We start from the raw sequence: 17661 nt of genomic DNA, 5'->3' as shown, positions 1-17661 counted from the left end.
ATGCTTGTCAAGTCAACCCTTGCAGAACAAAGAACAGTCTTACAAAATGTTAGCTGGGAAACCTTTGAAGCCTTGCTGAGAGATACAGGTGAAGATAGAGGTTCTCGGTTTGCTTATGACTGCGGTGTTTTAGAAATTATGACCCCACTTTTTGAACATGAAAATCCTAAAATTCAGTTTGACCGATTGATATTCGCTTTAGCAGTGGAATTAAAAATTAAAATTAGAAGTGCTGGTTCTACAACATTAAAACGTAAACCAATAACAAAGGGAATAGAACCCGATAGTTGCTATTATATTCAAAATGAGCCAGCAATTAGAGGTAAACAAGAATTAGATTTAAGAAGAGATCCAGCACCAGATTTAGCAGTTGAAATTGATATTACTAGCACTTCACTGAATAAGTTTAATATTTATGCGGCTTTAGGTGTAGGAGAATTATGGAGATATGACGGGGAAGTTTTGAAATTTTATCAACTAGTAGAAAGCCAGTATGTTGAGATTAAATCGAGTATAGCTTTTCCTTTAATTTCTGTTAGTGATATGAATAGATTTATCCAGCAGAGTAAAATTATGGATGAAATTGATTTGGTGCTATCCTTCCGCGCTTGGGTGCAGGGTAAAATAGGGTAAAGTATACCTCATTGATAAATTAGAAATTTTATCTACTATTGTGACGGAAAAGTATTGTAATATGCTTGTCAAGTCAACCCTTGCAGAACAAAGAACAGTCTTACAAAATGTTAGCTGGGAAACCTTTGAAGCCTTGCTGAGAGATACAGGTGAAGATAGAGGTTCTCGGTTTGCTTATGACTGCGGTGTTTTAGAAATCATGACTCCACTTTTTGAACATGAAAATCCCAAAATTCAATTTGACCGTTTTATATTCGCTTTAGCTGAAGAAGTCGGAGTAGAAATTAAAAGTGCTGGTTCTACAACACTGAAGCGGAAAATATCAAAGCGGGGAATAGAACCAGATACTTGCTACTATATACAAACTGAATCGAGAGTCAGAGGTAGGATAACGCTCAATTTAGAAATAGATCCGCCACCTGACTTAGCAATTGAGATTGACATTACCAGCAGTTCAGTTAACAAACTGGAGATTTATTCAGCGTTGGGTGTAACTGAACTTTGGAGATATGACGGACAAAATTTAAAATTTTATCAGTTGGTAGAGGGGCAATATGTTGAGTGTAAGTTTAGTATTGCCTTTCCTATAGTTTCAGTCAGTGAGATAAGCAGATTTATTGAGCAGAGTAAAACATCTGGGGAAATTGCTTTACTGAAATCATTTCGCGCTTGGGTGAGGGGAAAGTTAGGGTAAAGTATAGCTTATTCACTAATCTAATTATTAGCTAGTTTTTTCTAAAAAATATATATGCTTAGATTTAGTTTTTAATCTTATTCAGGCTACCAGATAATCTATTTATAGCATCTAATTCTGTACCATATTTTATAATAGCTTCCCATTCTTGAACTAAATCTTCAAGCACTATCCAATTACATTTTTTATTCATCTTAAGAGCCTGAAAACTGGGTCTAGATAATTCCTTTTTCACTTTTGCGACACGCGACTGAGGAACGACTACGTAAAGTGGAAAATTTAAGTTTGGAACAAGAGCAACTAAATCTGCCATCCTTAGTAAACCTGAGTAAATAGACGTAGTACATTCAATCTCAAAAGCTGCTGTAATCTGGTTATCACCACTCAACCAAACCACATCAATAAGAGTAACTACATTAATAACAACCATGCACCACATATTAAAAATCGATATTTCCGAACTAAGTGTATCTGAACGTATACAGCTTGCCCAGGAATTATGGGATAGCATTCTTACTACACCCGATGAAGTTCCTCTCAACGACGGCCAAAAACAAGAATTAGATAGACGCTTGGAGATGCATCACCAAAACCCAAGGCAAGGTTCAACATGGCAATCTGTCAAACAAAGACTAGGTTTATCTGAATGAACCAAATCAAGTCAAAGAATCTGGATCTATCCCCAACTTTCGCAATTCTTGCGCCAGCCTGTCGGCGCGTTGTTCGGCAGCGATCGCGCGTTCTTCGGGTGTTAGATATCTCACTCCTTGTTCGTCATACCAATACAACCAATCCCGCGTAATTCCCTGATAGCTTGCCCGTTCATAACCAATTGCTAAACCTATCTCTGATAACCAAACTAGATTTCCTGGCTGTAATACATATTCACCATTTACAAAGCGATAAACTTCTAAAGGTGGTTTTCTCCGGCGTTGGGGATTGTAGAGAACATAATACAAAATCTCCATATCCGCATAAAGTTTCTTTTTGTTGGTGTATTCCCCACGCCGTCTGTGAGAAACCACCTCAAGCGCCATAATTGGCATCACCTTTTCTTCCCACAACACATAACTCAAGCGCAAGTTCTCATCAAAAACTCGCTCGACTCCTAAACTTAAAAATCCATCAGGTACAATCGGCGGTAATTCGGGATCGTAATAAATACCCATATCAACCCCAAAAAACCAATCCATCCGGTTTGTCCACAGCCAAGCTAAGATGGCTTCTAGCAAGCCAGGAATCAAATGTTGTAGTTGATTATCCACAGGTTCATCGTCAGAATCGGGCAGATCCTCGGCGGAGGGTAAGCAGTGCAATGGGTTGTAATTTAACATGGTGGGTGCGATTGCAAACTTATAATATTGATGATATCTAATCCACCTCTGACTTTTTATTGCGATAATTCCCAAGGGGGACGCGCTCTCCATTGGCTACTAAAAGAGGAATAGATGACACTCAAGCGGTTAATTTTAATTTTTATACTGACACCGATCGCAGTTCTGTTGGCAGTTTCGGCTTTATTCAGTAGTTGGCAAGAACCTCAGTTCCAAAGTCGCCTAGAACTATACCAGACTAATATTGCTCTCCAAGCCCAAGCTTGGCAATCTGAAGATAGCAGCGATCGCAATCTCCAGACGATTCGAGAAGCAATACTGGGTGAACAACCCCTAGAAAGCGCCACAAAGCAATATCAAGAGGCGCATCAATCAGTTAAAGCTAATTTGGACAAAGTTAACAGCAAACTTGCCCAATTACGCTCTCAATCAGAAATAACTCCCACTCCTTCTAAACCTTTACCTGATGTTCCTCCGACTACTAAAACTTCTAAACAGGGAAAGCAACAGTTACAAAAGTCCCTCAAGCAATTACAAAAATTACTGGCTGAGTTAGACTTACGCCTGGGAATATTACAAGCACAGCAAGGACAAACGGATACAGCCCTCAAAACTTGGAGCGAATTACAACAACGCTCAGATATCAATCCAGAATTTGGAGAAACCGCAGCTGTATTGAGTGGAATGTGGAACAATCCTCCTCGTCTACTCCAAAATGCTCAAGAACGGATTCAAAAGAATTTAGAAGGTTGGTTTCGCTCTACTACTTTGGTTAAGCTATACCAACTCCAGCAACGACAAGATGCTTTATCAGCAGTTAAAGCTACACAACAAGAAACTGCTGCTCAAGCAGTGTTGAAATTAGCGCTTATTGGCACTATTCCAACTTTTGCAGCTTTAATTGGTCTAATATTGCTGATTTTATTATTTGCTCAACGCTTGTTGAAAGGAAAAGCCTCGTTACTAGCTCAAAATGCTGATATCCCTTGGTCAACGCCTTGGGATGGTGAAACGATTTTGCAGGTTTTTGTCGTCGGCTTTTTCTTCATGGGGCAAATCTTTGTGCCTTTAGCGCTATCGCTGATCCCTATCCCTCGTCCTGTCGCAGATGTGCGATTTCAAGCGTTTTATGTTCTAGTTAGTTACTTGCTGGTAGCATCCGGTGCGCTGTTAGTATTATATTTTTCTCTCAAGCCCTTTTTTCCGTTACCAGAATTTTGGTTTCGCTTCCGTTTTCAAGATAAGTGGTTTTGGTGGGGATTGGGAGGCTATTGCGTGGCTTTACCTATAGTTGTGGTGGTATCTTTGATTAATCAACAGCTATGGCAAGGACAGGGTGGTAGTAACCCTCTGTTGCAACTAGCCCTAGAAAGCCAAGATGGTATAGCACTAGGCATATTTTTCTCCACAGCCGCGATCGCAGCTCCATTTTTTGAAGAAATTTTATTTCGTGGCTTTTTGTTACCCTCTCTAACTCGCTACTTACCCGTATGGGGATCGATTCTGATTAGTAGTTTGTTGTTTGCGATCGCTCACCTCAGTTTGTCGGAAATTCTTCCCCTGACAGCATTAGGAATCGTTTTAGGGGTAGTTTACACGCGATCGCGCAACCTTCTTGCTCCTATGCTCCTCCACAGTCTCTGGAATAGTGGTACATTATTAAGTCTATTTGTATTAGGTAGTAATTAATACTATAAATGTACTGTTGCTGAAAATAAAATTATCTGCTTTTATCTGCATAAGTAAGGATAATTTACTAGTTATAATTGCTTCTTAAGCATAAATACTAGCTGAAAACCCAATTAAGATAATTGCAGAAGCAAATCAAAGAATGCTGTTAGCATAGACAACAAACTATCTACTTAAGCATTTATTCTGATCTGGGTGATTTTAGCCAAGAACTGATCTTGTCATTGGTGCGATGGCGTTTTATACCCATTGGAAGCGATAGTAAAAAAAACCCGGAAATAATACTGATGGACTTGTAAAAAGTGGTGTAGCAGTTTTTGCTGATTATTGAGGTTCATGATTCTCAAAATCAATGTATTACCTGAAAATCTGCAAAACTGCCGTACCAGGCTTTGCAAACATCCAATTTACCAAAATTTATTAAGGAGTGCCAGATTTTCAAACTATACCGGCAGACATTTTAGCGTCTCCTCTGGAAAGAAGAACACTGATTTTAGTCGTCCGTCTTGGGGCTTACTTGTACTGAAAAAATTAAAAATCTATTTATTAAGCAAGTAAAGGTATTTTGTTTCTGAATTCTGACTTCTGACTTCTGAATTCTTCTTCAAATCTCACTTATCAAGGAGTAGCACTTAATATGTCAAATTTCAACCCCAGTCACCCTACCAAACAACTTCTAGCTGGTTACTGTGGCATTATCCTTGGAGGATTTGGGGTTCATAAATTTATTCTAGGATATGCTCCAGAAGGCTTTATCATGTTGGTAATTTCTGTAGTTGCGGGTTCTTTCACCTACGGCATTGCCTTGTTAATTATGGTACTTGTAGGTTTAATTGAAGGCATGATCTATTTGAATAAATCCCCTGAAGAATTTGTAAATACCTACTTTGTCAATAAGCAGAGTTGGTTCTAAAAACTTAATATTTAAGCTGATGTGCAGCTAAATTGCATAACATGAAAACGTAAAATTATTGTAGTGCGGCACGAATTGCCCGCGTCGCATATACAAATTAAATACGCAACAGCTTATTTGCTAAAAAATTCTGAATCGTATTGCTATGCTAACCATCAAACGTAAACAGCTAATCTGGATACTCTTCTTATTGTTGGGCTTTAGCTATTTCAGTGTCATGTCTAATTTGGAAATTCACAATTTTTGGAAAAGTCTGGTTGTCGTGATGCCAATACAGGCTGGAGCGATCATTTATGTGACTTATTTACGCTGGAGCCGTCAGTGACCCTCAGCGATGTACGATAAATTAAGAAATTTAATAGGGTTGACATACAGTCGTAGTTCCATATTTAGCCTACGCTCAAATTAGAGATGCTTTTAGTCAAGCGTTGAATTTCTGTAGCGAATCTAAATACTTGCCATGCAACTTGTCCCAAAAACTAAGCTAGTCCCAGAACTTGACCCAATCCTAGAGAAAATTATTCTCGATGTTGGCGGTATGAAGTGTGCTGGGTGTGTGAATGCAGTAGAACGACAGCTAACCCAACATCCAGGAGTTAAGAGTGCCTGTGTAAACCTGGCCACAGAGGTAGCAGTTGTAGAGTCAGAAACTGGTTCAGTAGATGCAGATGCACTAGCACAAAGACTAACAGCCGTTGGATTTCCCACTCAACCCCGCAAAGCTAGGGGCACAGTAGCAGGTGAGATATCTACTTTAGTAGACCCAGCAGAACGACAACGCCGAGAAATGCAGTCTTCTTTAAGACAGTTAGCGATCGCTACGACGTTACTATTATTGTCTGGAAGTGGACATTTTGGTAATCTTGGTAGCTCAGTGCTGCCAATACTAAATAACATCTGGTTTCACTGTGGATTGGCGACAGTGGCACTATTGATTCCCGGTCGCCCGATTTTAGTAGATGGCTGGTTGGGTTGGCGGCGAAATGCGCCTAACATGAACACCTTGATCGGATTGGGAACCCTAACAGCCTACATTGCTAGTTTAGTAGCGTTACTCTTTCCCCAAATGGGTTGGGAGTGTTTCTTTGATGAACCAGTAATGATGCTGGGCTTTATTCTCTTAGGAAGAACATTAGAACAACAAGCTAGAGGTCGCGCGGCTGCCGCATTTAGGAAATTATTAGCACTCCAGCCACAGATAGCGCGATTGATTGCCAACCCAGAAAAAGGCGGAGTGGGATCTCCTAGTGTAGAGATTCCTGCTGAACAGGTGCGGGTTGGTGAATGGTTACAAGTGCTGCCAGGTGATAAAATTCCTGTCGATGGTGAAGTGGTGCTTGGTCAAACAACAGTCGATGAATCGATGTTGACTGGGGAAGCCGTGCCAGTTATTAAGCAGCCGGGAGATCCGGTGACAGGAGGCACACTCAACCAGTCAGGAGCGATCGCTATTCAGACAACCCGGATTGGAAGTGATACAACTTTAGCTCAAATTGTCGCTTTAGTAGAAGCCGCCCAAACTCGGAAAGCCCCAGTCCAAAAATTAGCTGATACAGTAGCTGGTTACTTTACTTACGGCGTGCTGACAGCATCTGTATTAACATTTGTCTTTTGGTACTTTTTCGGCACTCACATCTGGACTGATATCACCATGTCTAGTGACATGGAAATGATGAGCCACGCTTCCCACTCCCCACTCCCCACTCCCCACTCCCCTTTATTAATTAGTTTAAAACTAGCGATCGCAGTGATGGTAGTCGCCTGCCCCTGTGCTTTAGGACTTGCCACCCCAACAGCCATTCTTGTTGGGACTGCTATGGGCGCAGAACGGGGTTTGTTAATCAAAGGCGGCGATGTTTTAGAAAAAATACACCATTTAGACACCGTAGTTTTTGATAAAACTGGTACTCTGACCACAGGTAATCCCATCGTCACAGATTGTCTGTTAATTGAGGGATCGAGGACTGGGAATTCCCAATCTCTATTACAACTAGCAGCAGCTGTAGAAAGCGGTACTCACCACCCGCTAGCAAAAGCGATTCAGCAAGAAGCACTCAGGCAAGAGTTATCTATTCTAGAGGCTGTGGACTTTCATACGGAACCAGGATTAGGAGTATCTGCTGTGGTAGAGGGTACTGTTGTGCTGTTGGGTAATTGGGACTGGTTGAGTTGGCACGGTATTGCCATCAGTGAAACTGCACAACAGACAGCACAGAATTTAGCAACAGATGGTAAAACAGTCGTTTGCATAGCAGTTGGGGGAACTTTAGCTGGGCTAATTGCTGTTTCTGATACCCTTAGACCAGATGCCCAATCCACTGTAGACAAATTGCGTCAGATGGGCTTACGGGTAATGTTGCTCAGTGGCGATCGCCAAGAAGCAGCTAACGCCATAGCCAAACAGTTAGGATTAGACAGCGCCGATGTCATCGCGGGTGTACCCCCAGCTAAAAAAGCGGCTGCAATCCAATCCCTCCAGCAAGCAGGAAAAAAAGCAACTCCTGACTCCTCACTCAGCACTCAGCACTCCGTTGTCGCAATGGTAGGAGATGGAATCAACGATGCTCCAGCTTTATCCCAAGCAGATGTAGGAATTGCTTTACACTCAGGGACAGATGTGGCGATGGAAACTGCTGAAATTGTGTTAATGCGCGATCGCTTAAACGATGTCGTCGAATCTATTCAGCTTAGTCGTGCCACCTTCAACAAAATCCGCCAAAATTTATTCTGGGCTTTTGCCTATAATACTGTTGGCATTCCTTTAGCAGCTGGTGTTTTGTTCCCTAGTCTGGGTTTTGTGCTTAACCCATCTAGTGCGGCTGCATTAATGGCTTTTAGCTCTGTTAGCGTCGTCACAAACTCAATATTATTACGGCGATTAGCTCATAACTCGTAAAACTAAAATTTCCCAGCACAAATCTTAATTATTTCCATCTCAATTTGACAATTCGTAATTACTAAAATTATGCTCTCTACGAGACGCTGCGCGTAGCTTGCTTAATAACAGTGCTACGCGGATTCGCTAAATCCCCAACCATAAGGTTAGAGACTCTCACCCTTTTTTAATTACGAATTATTCGTTAAACTGAGTCGCTATTCAGGTTTTATGCAGATTACAAAGCTTGTTGAGACACCTACAAAAGCTATCATAGCTACTGGAGTAGAAGCCCAAGTTCTACTTTTTCAAGGTATTATGCAATTTTAAAGCTTATTTATATCAGCACCACAGACTTACGGTGCGCGAAAATGGCAAAATACGATACTAAACAAATCCTGTTAAATCATAGTTTCACCGATTTGTCAATGGCAGCAGAAAATAATGAAAACCATCTACTGATTATTGAAGACGATCAAGGTCGCAAAGAATTTTCTCTAGAGCAACCCGTCTACTCTATTGGTAGAGATCGCGAGTGTAATATCCGTTTGATGTCGCAGTTTGTCTCCCGCCGTCATGCCACATTAGTGAGATTGCCACGAGAGCATAATAGTCACAGCTACTATTACCGGATTGTAGATGGCGATGCCAAAGGTAAGGCAAGTTCCAACGGTTTGATGATTAATGGACGTAAGATACCAAACCACGATCTCAGAAATGAGGACGAGATCGTTTTTGGCCCTCAAGTTCGTGCCATTTATTACCTTTTAAAAAACACTCAGCGTTTGGGACAAACGGATTCGAGCGAGTACGATATTACACTAATAAACCCCGGAATGACCGAGGATCTGGAAGATTGAATTCTAAGTACCAATCACAGTCTGACACTCTCACGGCTTAAAGCCGTGGGATTGTCAATTTAATTACCAAAGTTATCCTGCAAGACTTTCAATCAAATGCCAATGGCGGCTATTTTCAATAGCCTGCTTGATAAATTCAAACATTTGTCGGCAGTAATTATCTAGTTGAAGTGGTAGTTCTTCATTTTTAATCACAATACTCATCCGGGTTTCCGTTTCAGTAGATTTTGATTTATCAATCAGTACTTCTACTGTGATCAATTTAGGAAAAGGAACATTACCACCAGGAATTTGACGAGCGATAATGTAATCGCCCGTGTGGTATTGAATATCCAACTGACAGTCCTGTAGAAGTTCTACAAGTAACGGCAACAGATGGTCACTAGGAACAGAAAGAACAAACGAACAGGTATAGCGAGCCATAATAGCCCCACGCCTTGCAACACTCTGTCCATCCTATAATATCGAAGCATCTAAACAGAAAGTCATTCAAATATTTACGCCCGATCCACTTGCATCTGTTCTATCCACAAAGAAAGTGCTGTAGGTTCAAAGTTCGATCAAAAACTTTACAATAAGGGTTTGGCTGAGGTAGAAAATGAATGAAAGTAGCAATTACTGGAGCAACAGGATTTGTCGGTAGTCTTTTGGTAAAACGACTCCACGCAGAAGATCATCAAATAGTAGTATTAACTCGGAACACCGCTTTTGCTAAAAAGGTTTTTCCATCTGAGGCTTTTCCAAATCTAGAAATTGTTGCCTATACACTCAATGCATCTGGTTCTTGGCAAAGTGTCATTGCTAGCTGTGATGGCGTAGTTAATCTAGCAGGAGAACCGATTGGTGAAGGACGCTGGACACCAGAACGAAAACAAGAAATCCTCAATAGCCGCAAGTTAGGGACACAAAAAATAGTTGAAGCAATTGCCAACGCTAACCCCAAACCAACCGTTTTAATTAACGCTTCGGCTATTGGCTACTACGGCACTAGTGAAACGGCAACCTTTGATGAAACAAGTCTATCTGGTAAGGATTTTCTTGCTGAAGTCTGCCAAGCCTGGGAAGCAGAAGCGAGAAAGGTAAAAGATGCTGGTGTACGGCTAGTCATTCTGCGTTTTGGGGTTATTCTAGGCAATGGTGGTGCTTTAGGTAAAATGATTCCACCTTTCAAACTCTTTGCTGGTGGCCCCATTGGTAGTGGTCGCCAGTGGTTCTCATGGATTCACGTAGACGATGTAGTTAACTTGATTATGCAAGCTTTAACGAAACCGGAAATAGAAGGCGTATACAATGCCACTGCCCCTAACCCAGTGCGAATGGCAGATTTAAGCCAAACTTTGGGACAAGTAATGAATCGCCCTTCTTGGTTGCCTGTTCCAGGTTTTGCGATTGAAGCTCTTTTAGGAGACGGGGCTATAGTAGTTTTAGAAGGTCAGGAGGTTATCCCAAAACGCACCATAGAAACAGGCTTTGAGTACAAATATCCTAATTTGCAATCGGCGTTAACGCAAATTCTTAATTAAAAGGGAGTGGGGAGTGGGGGAAATGATTCCAGGACAAAATAACAAGAGTAGTTTGTTACTCTCTTTAAATTTTATCTGCAAGTGCGATCACACCGCCTCCCCACAAATCGAAAAACTCCACAGCACATTGTTAAAACCACTACTCTATTGCTTCAAAAGCAATATTCATGTTATGTCTACGCCTAAAAATAAAAAACAATTGCGCGTATTTACTGATTAATATGAAGATTTTACCAAGTTAAGATGTAACTATATAGCAATTCTATTAGTTTTTCAGATTCAATCGGCTGAAACGTTTACTCTGTGTATGTTGTGGGTGACGGAAACTTTTCCTCAGCTAAAAACTCTAAACCTGATACAACCTAACGATTTTGTACGGATAAAACGCCATAAATCCCACATTTTGCAGGTGCGATCGCTGTAGGGAATCATCGGGTTATCTGGTTTGTGGCGAGGGCAGGGTTAGTCGTTATCCTCGCAATTGTTCATCAACTTGCGTAGGCGATTCGCGTAGGCGGCGTATGTTCTCAGGTTTGACGGTAAGCTGTGCGGGATTGGGTCAAATACAAACCTGATAGTCGTAATGGTTTTCTGTATCCAGGGTGATTGGGTATTGGGGAATGGAGAATGGGGCGATCGCAATTCCTACGATCGCTGTAATTAGTAACAGTGAAAGGTACAAAACCGCCCTTGTGAGGCGGTTTAGGCGTTTTTAGATAAAAAAGTTACCTTTAGTTCTAAAGTTTTACGATCCCTGTCATTTTCTTGATTTAATAAATCTGATATTTCTTGTAGTAGTTTTTCTGTACTTACATTTGTTCTGGAAGAAACTGTTCCGTCAATCGAAGTTATATCTACTTTTATTGGTGTAGCCATGTTGATTTTATAAATTGTTTTTAAGCATATTGTCTTTTTGGCTTTAATCTAATAGTAAAATTACTGAAATAATAGAGAAGTTTTGTTTCATCTGTACACTGACTCATATTCCCGTTGGCATCGTGTTTTTTCAGCCTTTTTATTGTCGTGGGTAGGAGTGAGAGGGTAACTCTCACCTTCCTTTTACGCTGTGCCATCGCACCAGACTACAATCCGAAAATTAATAATATTAATTTTATCTTTTTGTAATTTCATTAATTTTTCTAAGCAATTCGTTCTTCTGATCTTCATTTATCACTTTAATAGTATGTTCTACACGAATTGTACCTAACGCATAAATACTGAACGGAGTACCTTCTTCAATTGGATAGAACCAAGACAAAAAAATTAATTGATTAGGATACTTACACCAGTATCCTCTAGCTTCATAGTAAGCATTTGTTGGTAATGTACGAGATGTCATAATTTTAACTGAGGTCATGAATTCATCTCTATATAAAGAACCATCTTTGTTGAAAAAAAGTATTACAGATCCTGAATCATGTTGGCTGTAATACTTTTTAAGAAACATATCTTTGTTTTCTTCAATATATGTACTAGCGATATTTGCAATTAATGCCATTTTACTGACCTTAGTGTTTTGACAGATTATTTGGTTTATTTTCCAGCCTTATAGCGGTGTGCAGTTGAGTGAGATACAAAAACTTTACTGAAATGATTTCACAGCAAGGATTTTGGTGTTTTCATCCAATTGATAAGCGCTATAGTAAAGACACATCTTTAGAACCTGTTAGTTTTAATATTCCCATTTTTATAAGAAAATCTCATCTTGGAATAATTTATTCTTTGGAAGTCCCTTAATTAAAGATTCTATTACCAGTCAGCCACTTGCTTAACTGTAGCGATCGCTAATTTCAGTCAAGTAATTTTGACTCATTCGGTGTCAAAATCGTTGTAGGCTGTGAATCGCAGGGTCTACAGTCTCCCAGTGAAAACAAATCGTCATGGTCGTGCCAAGGTTCTTACTCAGTCAGAAATACAGCTAATTTTCAGTGACGGCTTAGATAATGACCGCGATTGCGCCTTGTTCGGTGTATGCCTATTTAGTGCAAAATATAATTACAACTTTGATTTAATGCCCACATAAGTTTTTACCGTTTAAACTATTATTTTCAATACACTCACTTGTCAATGGGGTATTTTGAGCAGGACGAAAGAAGTTTGATATTTGTCCAAAAATTGAAAGTAATATACTAGTAACTATAAGTAAACCAAAACAACCTAACCATGCACCTATAGCTGATCCTTGGGCACTAAGCCTTTTAAATTCTGTAAGCATTTCTAAACGGAGTTCTGCATAAGCAATTTCAGGATTTTCTGATGAAATTATCTTATCGTAAATAAAATTACACGCTTGCAAATCAAGTGTAATTCCTAAATATCTAAGTTCTTGAATAAGGCTATCTGCTAATTCCTTTGGGCTAGGAGACGTTAGGTCGTTAGTATTTGACATGACTTTAGTTTGTGTAAAAAGGTTCTTCAGTACTTAGTCATAGAGTTCCCTAAATATCAGTAAAGCTATCCTTAAGAGCAAAATTTTATATTTCTTATAGGATAAGTAAGTTAATGGTTGTGGGTAGATGTCGGGAAATGGGGTAAAATCATCTTTCTCAACCACCTTCAGCGATTGCACTCAACCACCAAAACAAAACCCCGTGCTGTATGAAGCGCTACGGGGTGAGAATTGGGGTTGTGGGGGAATGGGTGGGAGTGAATTTTCTTTTTAATCTATAATGCTTGCTCGAATATCTTTTAAAGTCATCATCAGTGTTAATGGTTCTATTGGTGATGGTTGAAACCCACGTTTTAAATAAAATCTTTTGGCTTCTTCATCTTTAGCGTGAACCAAAATACATCTAACACCTGCTATTTGGGATACTGATAAAATACGAATAATAGCATCTTTTAATAAGCCAGACCCTATACCCTGTCCTTCCCATTTGGTATCGACTGCTAGTCTACCAATAAGCATACACGGTATAGGGTCTGGTGCGTTCCGTTTAGCTTTGCTAACAGCTACTAAATGAGTTACAGATCCGGTTGCTAAACAGTAATAGCCTATTACTTGATTTTCAACAGTTACCACAAAAGTTCTAGCCGTATCCCCCTCATTTTTCAAAGCTTTCTCCTTCAGCCAGTTATTCAAAGCTTCTGATTTAGATTTAAACTCTAATACATCATGCTCATGAGTAAGTGGCTGAGGAGCATTAATAGTTTTTGTTTGTTCTATCATTAATCCCAAGGCGATTTAGTCGTTAATAATTTACGAATTTCTTCGTTCGCTTTAGGTGGTGAGTTCAACATAGCAAGGAAATTTTGATATTTTTCCTCGTTTAACGCGAAGAAAGTTTTGTCACAGATGACTTTTTCAGCTTCTCGGCAGGCTACCTCTAACACAAAGTCAGAACGGTTCTTACCAAGAATCGAAGCGGCATTATCAATTAAATCCCGTTGTTGTTCTTGAACTCTAATATTAATTACTTGGTTACGGCCAAGGTTATCCATTTTAGAACGGCCAAGCATTGGGTATCTTCCATTTGTGTATCTCATTTAGCGTTGCTGAATTAAGTTTCAAGCTTTATTCAGCAATGCTTAATATCTAATATAGAACATTGTGTATACAATGTCAACACAAGATTTGGGGTTGACGACTGTTGTCAAATTACGGATACTCGCCATTTGCATGACTGGATTTTTGGCAATGCTTCTATGAATAAGCAGGAAAGGGGCAGATTTCCTGGGGTAAGTGTCTCTTCTGCTGCGCTATTGACTGGAGAGAAATTTTTTGGAAACCCAACTGATAATACCACTGAGAATTGCACCGCCCATGAGGATACCGATCGCTGGGTTAAATACGGGTTGCCAGAGTTGATGCCACAAATCCAAACCCAGGTTTACTCCTACAGAATCTCCGATCGCAGCGATCGCTAACCAGACGAAACCAAACAAAACTAAAAAAACGTCTGCGACTAAAATCGTGTTTAGCCAATTTAACAATTTATCTTTCATAATTGCAATGGGGAACGGGGAACAGGGAACGGGGAATGGGGAATGGAGAGTTGGTATTAGCAAGACATAAGAAAGAAGACTTATTCAATAATTTCTCCTTTTCCCTCCACTCCCTACTCCCTACTCCCCATCCTCTACTCTTCAAACAGCCAGTTTTTGACTTTTTTCAAACCCTGCCAATCTGGTTTTCTACTTAAACCGTCTTCAATACTGTTTTTTATTTCATCCTGCCACTCTTCATTGACAAAAATCAACTGCTGTGCAATGTCAATATGTTCCCGTAAACCTTTTTGACCGGTTTCCAGCATTGCTAAGGCGATATTGACTCTAGCCTGTGGGTCTTGTGGATTTAACTTAACTGCCTTCTGTGCAGCTTTGTAAGCCAAGTTAGGTTTGTTATCGAGTAGATACAACCACGCCAAACAAATCCAAGCAGCACTAGTTTTAGGAGCGCGATCGCATACTTCTTTAAATACAGGGATTAAAGAATCTACCGCCTCTCCAGCTTTATAACGTTCCAAACCTGTATCAAACAGGGATTCTACTGTATTAGTCATTGGTCATTAGTCATTGGTCATTGGTCATTAGTCATTGGTCATTAGTTATTGGTCATTAGTCATTTGCAAATGAGAAACGAGAAATAACAAGGGACAAATGACAAATGACAATATTACACCCCAAATGACTTGCCGCAACCGCAAGTTTGGTTAGCATTGGGGTTGGTGAATTGAAAACCACCACCAATCATGGCATCGCTATAATCGAGCATTAAACCGTAGAGATATAACAGACTCTTGGGATCGCTAACAATTTTGAAGCCATCATAGTCAAAAACTTCATCCTGTGGGGTGATCTTGCTAGTGTCTTCAAAGTCCATCATGTAAGACATCCCAGAACAGCCGCCCTGACGGACTCCTACCCGTAAGCAGAAATCTGTACCTTGCTTGTCCCGGAGGGATTTTACTTGGTGCAATGCGGCTTCGCTCAACAGAATTCCGCGTTGTTGCGACTGAATTGCTTGTGTCATCTGCTTTTTAACTCCTTAATTAATCTAAGCTTTACCCAATATTGGCTTGTTAATGCCTCTGGGTTAACCTTGGTGTTTTTGTATTCATTCTAGCGACTTAAATGTCGTTAGATGCCAAATTGTAAACACTCCGTTAAAAGCAGCCAAAGATTTTTATTCTAGAATTGATAGACTCAGTGTGTTTAGAGATTCGGTATTTTTGGAGTTCAAGCGTGGCAGCAGTCTGAGAAGCAACCATCTTTCAGGTGCAGCCATAAAAACCTAATCCAAGGCGTGCTATCCCCCAAAGTTTACTTCCAAATTGCTTCTTTTGATTAACTTATTCTATGACAAGTTTTAATCGCTCTACCAGTCGTCGCTTGAAGAAATTAACGCAAATTCCTTCTGTATGGGAGGGCGATCGCCGTCCGTTGTCATCACCAAACCAGCATTCAGACTCCGAGGAAAAGGGAGAATGCATTCTTTGGGTAGATTACTCCCAAGGTGTGGTTCGAGGAATGGACGTGGTAGCTTCAGATATTGGCCCAGAAGCAATAGTTCGTACCTTAATGCGAGCAATGGAGCATCCTCACAGTCCGGCAAGACCTGCCAGACCCCAAAGAATTGTAGTCAAAGACCGCGAGATTCAATTTTACCTGCGGGGAGTGCTACAAGATTTGGATATTTCCATTGACTACGCACCAGAACTGCCTTTAATTGACGAACTTTTTCGCGGGTTCGCCGACATCCTCGATAGTCAAACCCCTGACTTACCCCCACAGTATGCCCAAATCTTGCGAGAGAAAGCATTTGCAATTTGGCAAGCAGCACCTTGGGAATTTTTGGAAGAACAGCAAATTTTGTCAATCGAAATTAATAAGTGGGATGTTGGCACAATCTACGCCTCAGTCATGGGAATGCTGGGGATGGAGTATGGAATTTTGTTTTATCGCTCAGAAGAATCTTTAAAACAGTTTCGTACCGCAGTTTTACAAGATGTAGAATCAACGGAGCATCTAGAAGAAGCCTTTCTCAAGCAAGATTGCCTGTTTCTCACCTTCGAGAGTGCTGATCAGGACGAAGATGACGACGAAGACGAAGAAAGTGATTTGGCGGATCTGCCGTTATCAGAAATTGACCCAACTTTCGGTAATATCCATCCCTTAGAAGGACTACGGTCTGTTTTGTATGACGAAGAAGCACTAGTAATCTTCGTTGCGATCGAAAGTCTGATTCGCTTTATTCGCGATCACCGTCGCCATTTGCATGAAGATATCTTCCCTACCCTCAGCCGTCGCTATCGTATTTCTCTGCCGCAATCGGAAGAATCAACTAAGTCTGTGGCTGTGACAGTCTCTACAATGCCGCAGTTAGCAGCAGAGTTAGAGGAAATGGCAGGCTTTGATGACGACGAGGAAGAAAGCGATCATCTTGACTCTGCGAATTTCCAATCATTGCAAGATGACTTGATACCAGAAGACTCTTTCCTCAGCTTAGGTGTAGTGTCCTGGGAAATGCTGGATAGCCTCCGTAAGGGGGTAACTTACTATGAGGCTGGTGAAATCAAACAAGTGGGTGACGGTTTGCCGGTAATTTTAATTCAAACTTCTCGGCCCAAGGCTAAGACTGTAATTGAAAGAATTGAAGCAGCAGGCGGACTGAGAGCAATTTGCTTTAATCCAGGTGCCGATCCTTTTGATGGCGATCGCTACGATCTCGGTTTATTGCAAACTCAAAATGAAGAATTATTCCTATTTGGTGAATTTTTAGATGAAGATCCGACTCATGTAGAAGCCCGGAAAAAGTGGAATCAACGCTGTAAAAATACTAAGGGCTACTGTGGCTTAATCATTGCCAAAGGACTCACGGGAGCCTCCCGTGGCAATCCTCAGTTACGAGACATGATGGCTTTGTTTGAAACGCGATCGCTTTCACCTAAAGATTTAGGTATTGGCACTCTCCAACTTATGCCCAAACTTGAATTGGAATAGTTGCACTAATCACCATAGTCCTTAATATCAGATTACGGCTATGAGAAATTAAGTTGATCTGTATTTGATTCACATATTGACCAAATTTAGCGCTAAGGAGCGAGTGGAACTATTGAATCTTAAGTGAAGTCAAGAATACTTAGCGTTGATGTGCTTAGTACAGCACGGTAGAAGTTTGCATACCTTTGACAAGAGTAT

General features: G+C 40.5%; 23 protein-coding genes. 11 read left to right on the top strand and 12 right to left on the bottom strand.

The window, feature by feature from the left end; genetic code table 11:
* The gene (locus tag V7K98_RS19590) at positions 1-633 is read left to right on the top strand and encodes a Uma2 family endonuclease (protein WP_335024759.1); all 633 of its coding nucleotides are present in this window, start codon (positions 1-3) and stop codon (positions 631-633) included.
* 61 nt (positions 634-694) lie between these two features.
* Positions 695-1327 (top strand): Uma2 family endonuclease, encoded by a 633-nt coding sequence (locus V7K98_RS19585; RefSeq protein ID WP_335024757.1) that lies wholly within the window; start codon positions 695-697, stop codon positions 1325-1327.
* A 64-nt stretch (positions 1328-1391) separates the two neighbouring features.
* On the opposite strand, the gene V7K98_RS19580 is transcribed toward V7K98_RS19585, so the two are convergent.
* Positions 1392-1757 (bottom strand): hypothetical protein, encoded by a 366-nt coding sequence (locus V7K98_RS19580; RefSeq protein WP_335024755.1) that lies wholly within the window; start codon positions 1755-1757, stop codon positions 1392-1394.
* Between V7K98_RS19580 and V7K98_RS19575 the strand changes: the two genes are divergently transcribed.
* Complete coding sequence (locus V7K98_RS19575; RefSeq protein WP_335024753.1) at positions 1756-1977, top strand: addiction module protein; 222 nt, start codon at positions 1756-1758, stop codon at positions 1975-1977. The two genes, V7K98_RS19580 and V7K98_RS19575, sit on opposite strands and share 2 nt — an antisense overlap.
* A gap of 6 nt (positions 1978-1983) precedes the next feature.
* On the opposite strand, the gene V7K98_RS19570 is transcribed toward V7K98_RS19575, so the two are convergent.
* Positions 1984-2661: a Uma2 family endonuclease gene (locus tag V7K98_RS19570; RefSeq protein ID WP_335024751.1), complete on the bottom strand. Its 678-nt coding sequence runs from the start codon at positions 2659-2661 to the stop codon at positions 1984-1986.
* A gap of 114 nt (positions 2662-2775) precedes the next feature.
* Between V7K98_RS19570 and V7K98_RS19565 the strand changes: the two genes are divergently transcribed.
* From V7K98_RS19565 to V7K98_RS19545, 5 genes are all read left to right on the top strand, one after another.
* A complete protein-coding gene (locus V7K98_RS19565) occupies positions 2776-4350 on the top strand; it encodes a CPBP family intramembrane glutamic endopeptidase (RefSeq protein WP_335024749.1) in 1575 nt (524 codons plus the stop codon).
* A gap of 637 nt (positions 4351-4987) precedes the next feature.
* Positions 4988-5263 carry a TM2 domain-containing protein gene (locus tag V7K98_RS19560; protein WP_334861175.1) on the top strand — a complete coding sequence of 92 codons (276 nt, stop codon included), beginning with the start codon at positions 4988-4990 and terminating at the stop codon, positions 5261-5263.
* Between the two features lie 145 nt (positions 5264-5408).
* Complete coding sequence (locus V7K98_RS19555) at positions 5409-5588, top strand: hypothetical protein (protein ID WP_335024747.1); 180 nt, start codon at positions 5409-5411, stop codon at positions 5586-5588.
* 135 nt (positions 5589-5723) lie between these two features.
* Complete coding sequence (locus V7K98_RS19550) at positions 5724-8159, top strand: heavy metal translocating P-type ATPase (RefSeq protein WP_335024745.1); 2436 nt, start codon at positions 5724-5726, stop codon at positions 8157-8159.
* Between the two features lie 350 nt (positions 8160-8509).
* Entirely contained in the window at positions 8510-8998 is a 489-nt protein-coding gene (locus V7K98_RS19545; RefSeq protein WP_335024742.1) for an FHA domain-containing protein, read from the top strand.
* A 72-nt stretch (positions 8999-9070) separates the two neighbouring features.
* On the opposite strand, the gene V7K98_RS19540 is transcribed toward V7K98_RS19545, so the two are convergent.
* Positions 9071-9421, bottom strand: coding sequence for a hypothetical protein (locus tag V7K98_RS19540; protein ID WP_335024740.1), 351 nt, complete (start codon positions 9419-9421; stop codon positions 9071-9073).
* 179 nt (positions 9422-9600) lie between these two features.
* Here V7K98_RS19540 and thyD point away from each other — a divergent pair, with 179 nt between their 5' ends.
* Positions 9601-10521 (top strand): thylakoid membrane protein ThyD, encoded by a 921-nt coding sequence (gene thyD / locus V7K98_RS19535; protein ID WP_335024738.1) that lies wholly within the window; start codon positions 9601-9603, stop codon positions 10519-10521.
* Between the two features lie 559 nt (positions 10522-11080).
* On the opposite strand, the gene V7K98_RS19530 is transcribed toward thyD, so the two are convergent.
* From V7K98_RS19530 to V7K98_RS19520, 3 genes are all read right to left on the bottom strand, one after another.
* Complete coding sequence (locus V7K98_RS19530; RefSeq protein ID WP_335024736.1) at positions 11081-11203, bottom strand: hypothetical protein; 123 nt, start codon at positions 11201-11203, stop codon at positions 11081-11083.
* A gap of 20 nt (positions 11204-11223) precedes the next feature.
* Complete coding sequence (locus V7K98_RS19525) at positions 11224-11397, bottom strand: hypothetical protein (RefSeq protein ID WP_335024734.1); 174 nt, start codon at positions 11395-11397, stop codon at positions 11224-11226.
* A 235-nt stretch (positions 11398-11632) separates the two neighbouring features.
* The gene (locus V7K98_RS19520) at positions 11633-12019 is read right to left on the bottom strand and encodes a hypothetical protein (protein ID WP_335024732.1); all 387 of its coding nucleotides are present in this window, start codon (positions 12017-12019) and stop codon (positions 11633-11635) included.
* 339 nt (positions 12020-12358) lie between these two features.
* Here V7K98_RS19520 and V7K98_RS19515 point away from each other — a divergent pair, with 339 nt between their 5' ends.
* Complete coding sequence (locus tag V7K98_RS19515) at positions 12359-12544, top strand: hypothetical protein (RefSeq protein ID WP_335024730.1); 186 nt, start codon at positions 12359-12361, stop codon at positions 12542-12544.
* On the opposite strand, the gene V7K98_RS19510 is transcribed toward V7K98_RS19515, so the two are convergent.
* The 6 genes from V7K98_RS19510 to V7K98_RS19485 form a co-directional block, all read right to left on the bottom strand.
* Positions 12530-12910 (bottom strand): hypothetical protein, encoded by a 381-nt coding sequence (locus tag V7K98_RS19510; protein ID WP_335024728.1) that lies wholly within the window; start codon positions 12908-12910, stop codon positions 12530-12532. The genes V7K98_RS19515 and V7K98_RS19510 overlap by 15 nt on opposite strands.
* Before the next feature lie 270 nt (positions 12911-13180).
* The gene (locus V7K98_RS19505) at positions 13181-13690 is read right to left on the bottom strand and encodes a GNAT family N-acetyltransferase (protein WP_335024726.1); all 510 of its coding nucleotides are present in this window, start codon (positions 13688-13690) and stop codon (positions 13181-13183) included.
* Positions 13690-13980 carry a type II toxin-antitoxin system TacA family antitoxin gene (locus V7K98_RS19500; protein WP_335024724.1) on the bottom strand — a complete coding sequence of 97 codons (291 nt, stop codon included), beginning with the start codon at positions 13978-13980 and terminating at the stop codon, positions 13690-13692. The genes V7K98_RS19505 and V7K98_RS19500 overlap by 1 nt, the downstream gene beginning before the upstream one ends.
* Positions 13981-14220: 240 nt before the next feature.
* On the bottom strand, positions 14221-14466 hold the full coding sequence (locus V7K98_RS19495; protein WP_334827329.1) for a hypothetical protein: 246 nt from the start codon (positions 14464-14466) through the stop codon (positions 14221-14223).
* A 134-nt stretch (positions 14467-14600) separates the two neighbouring features.
* Positions 14601-15023 carry a tetratricopeptide repeat protein gene (locus tag V7K98_RS19490; protein ID WP_335024722.1) on the bottom strand — a complete coding sequence of 141 codons (423 nt, stop codon included), beginning with the start codon at positions 15021-15023 and terminating at the stop codon, positions 14601-14603.
* A gap of 113 nt (positions 15024-15136) precedes the next feature.
* Positions 15137-15493 carry an iron-sulfur cluster assembly accessory protein gene (locus V7K98_RS19485; RefSeq protein WP_094330260.1) on the bottom strand — a complete coding sequence of 119 codons (357 nt, stop codon included), beginning with the start codon at positions 15491-15493 and terminating at the stop codon, positions 15137-15139.
* Between the two features lie 326 nt (positions 15494-15819).
* On the opposite strand from V7K98_RS19485, the gene V7K98_RS19480 reads away from it, so the two are divergent.
* On the top strand, positions 15820-17463 hold the full coding sequence (locus V7K98_RS19480; protein WP_335024720.1) for a DUF6930 domain-containing protein: 1644 nt from the start codon (positions 15820-15822) through the stop codon (positions 17461-17463).
* The last annotated feature ends 198 nt before the right edge of the window (positions 17464-17661 follow it).

This window comes from Nostoc sp. (assembly GCF_036917435.1).
Taxonomy (GTDB): Bacteria; Cyanobacteriota; Cyanobacteriia; order Cyanobacteriales; family Nostocaceae; genus Nostoc.
The sequence above is the reverse complement of the archived record's forward strand: the minus strand, read 5'-3'. Positions and strand labels throughout refer to the sequence as shown.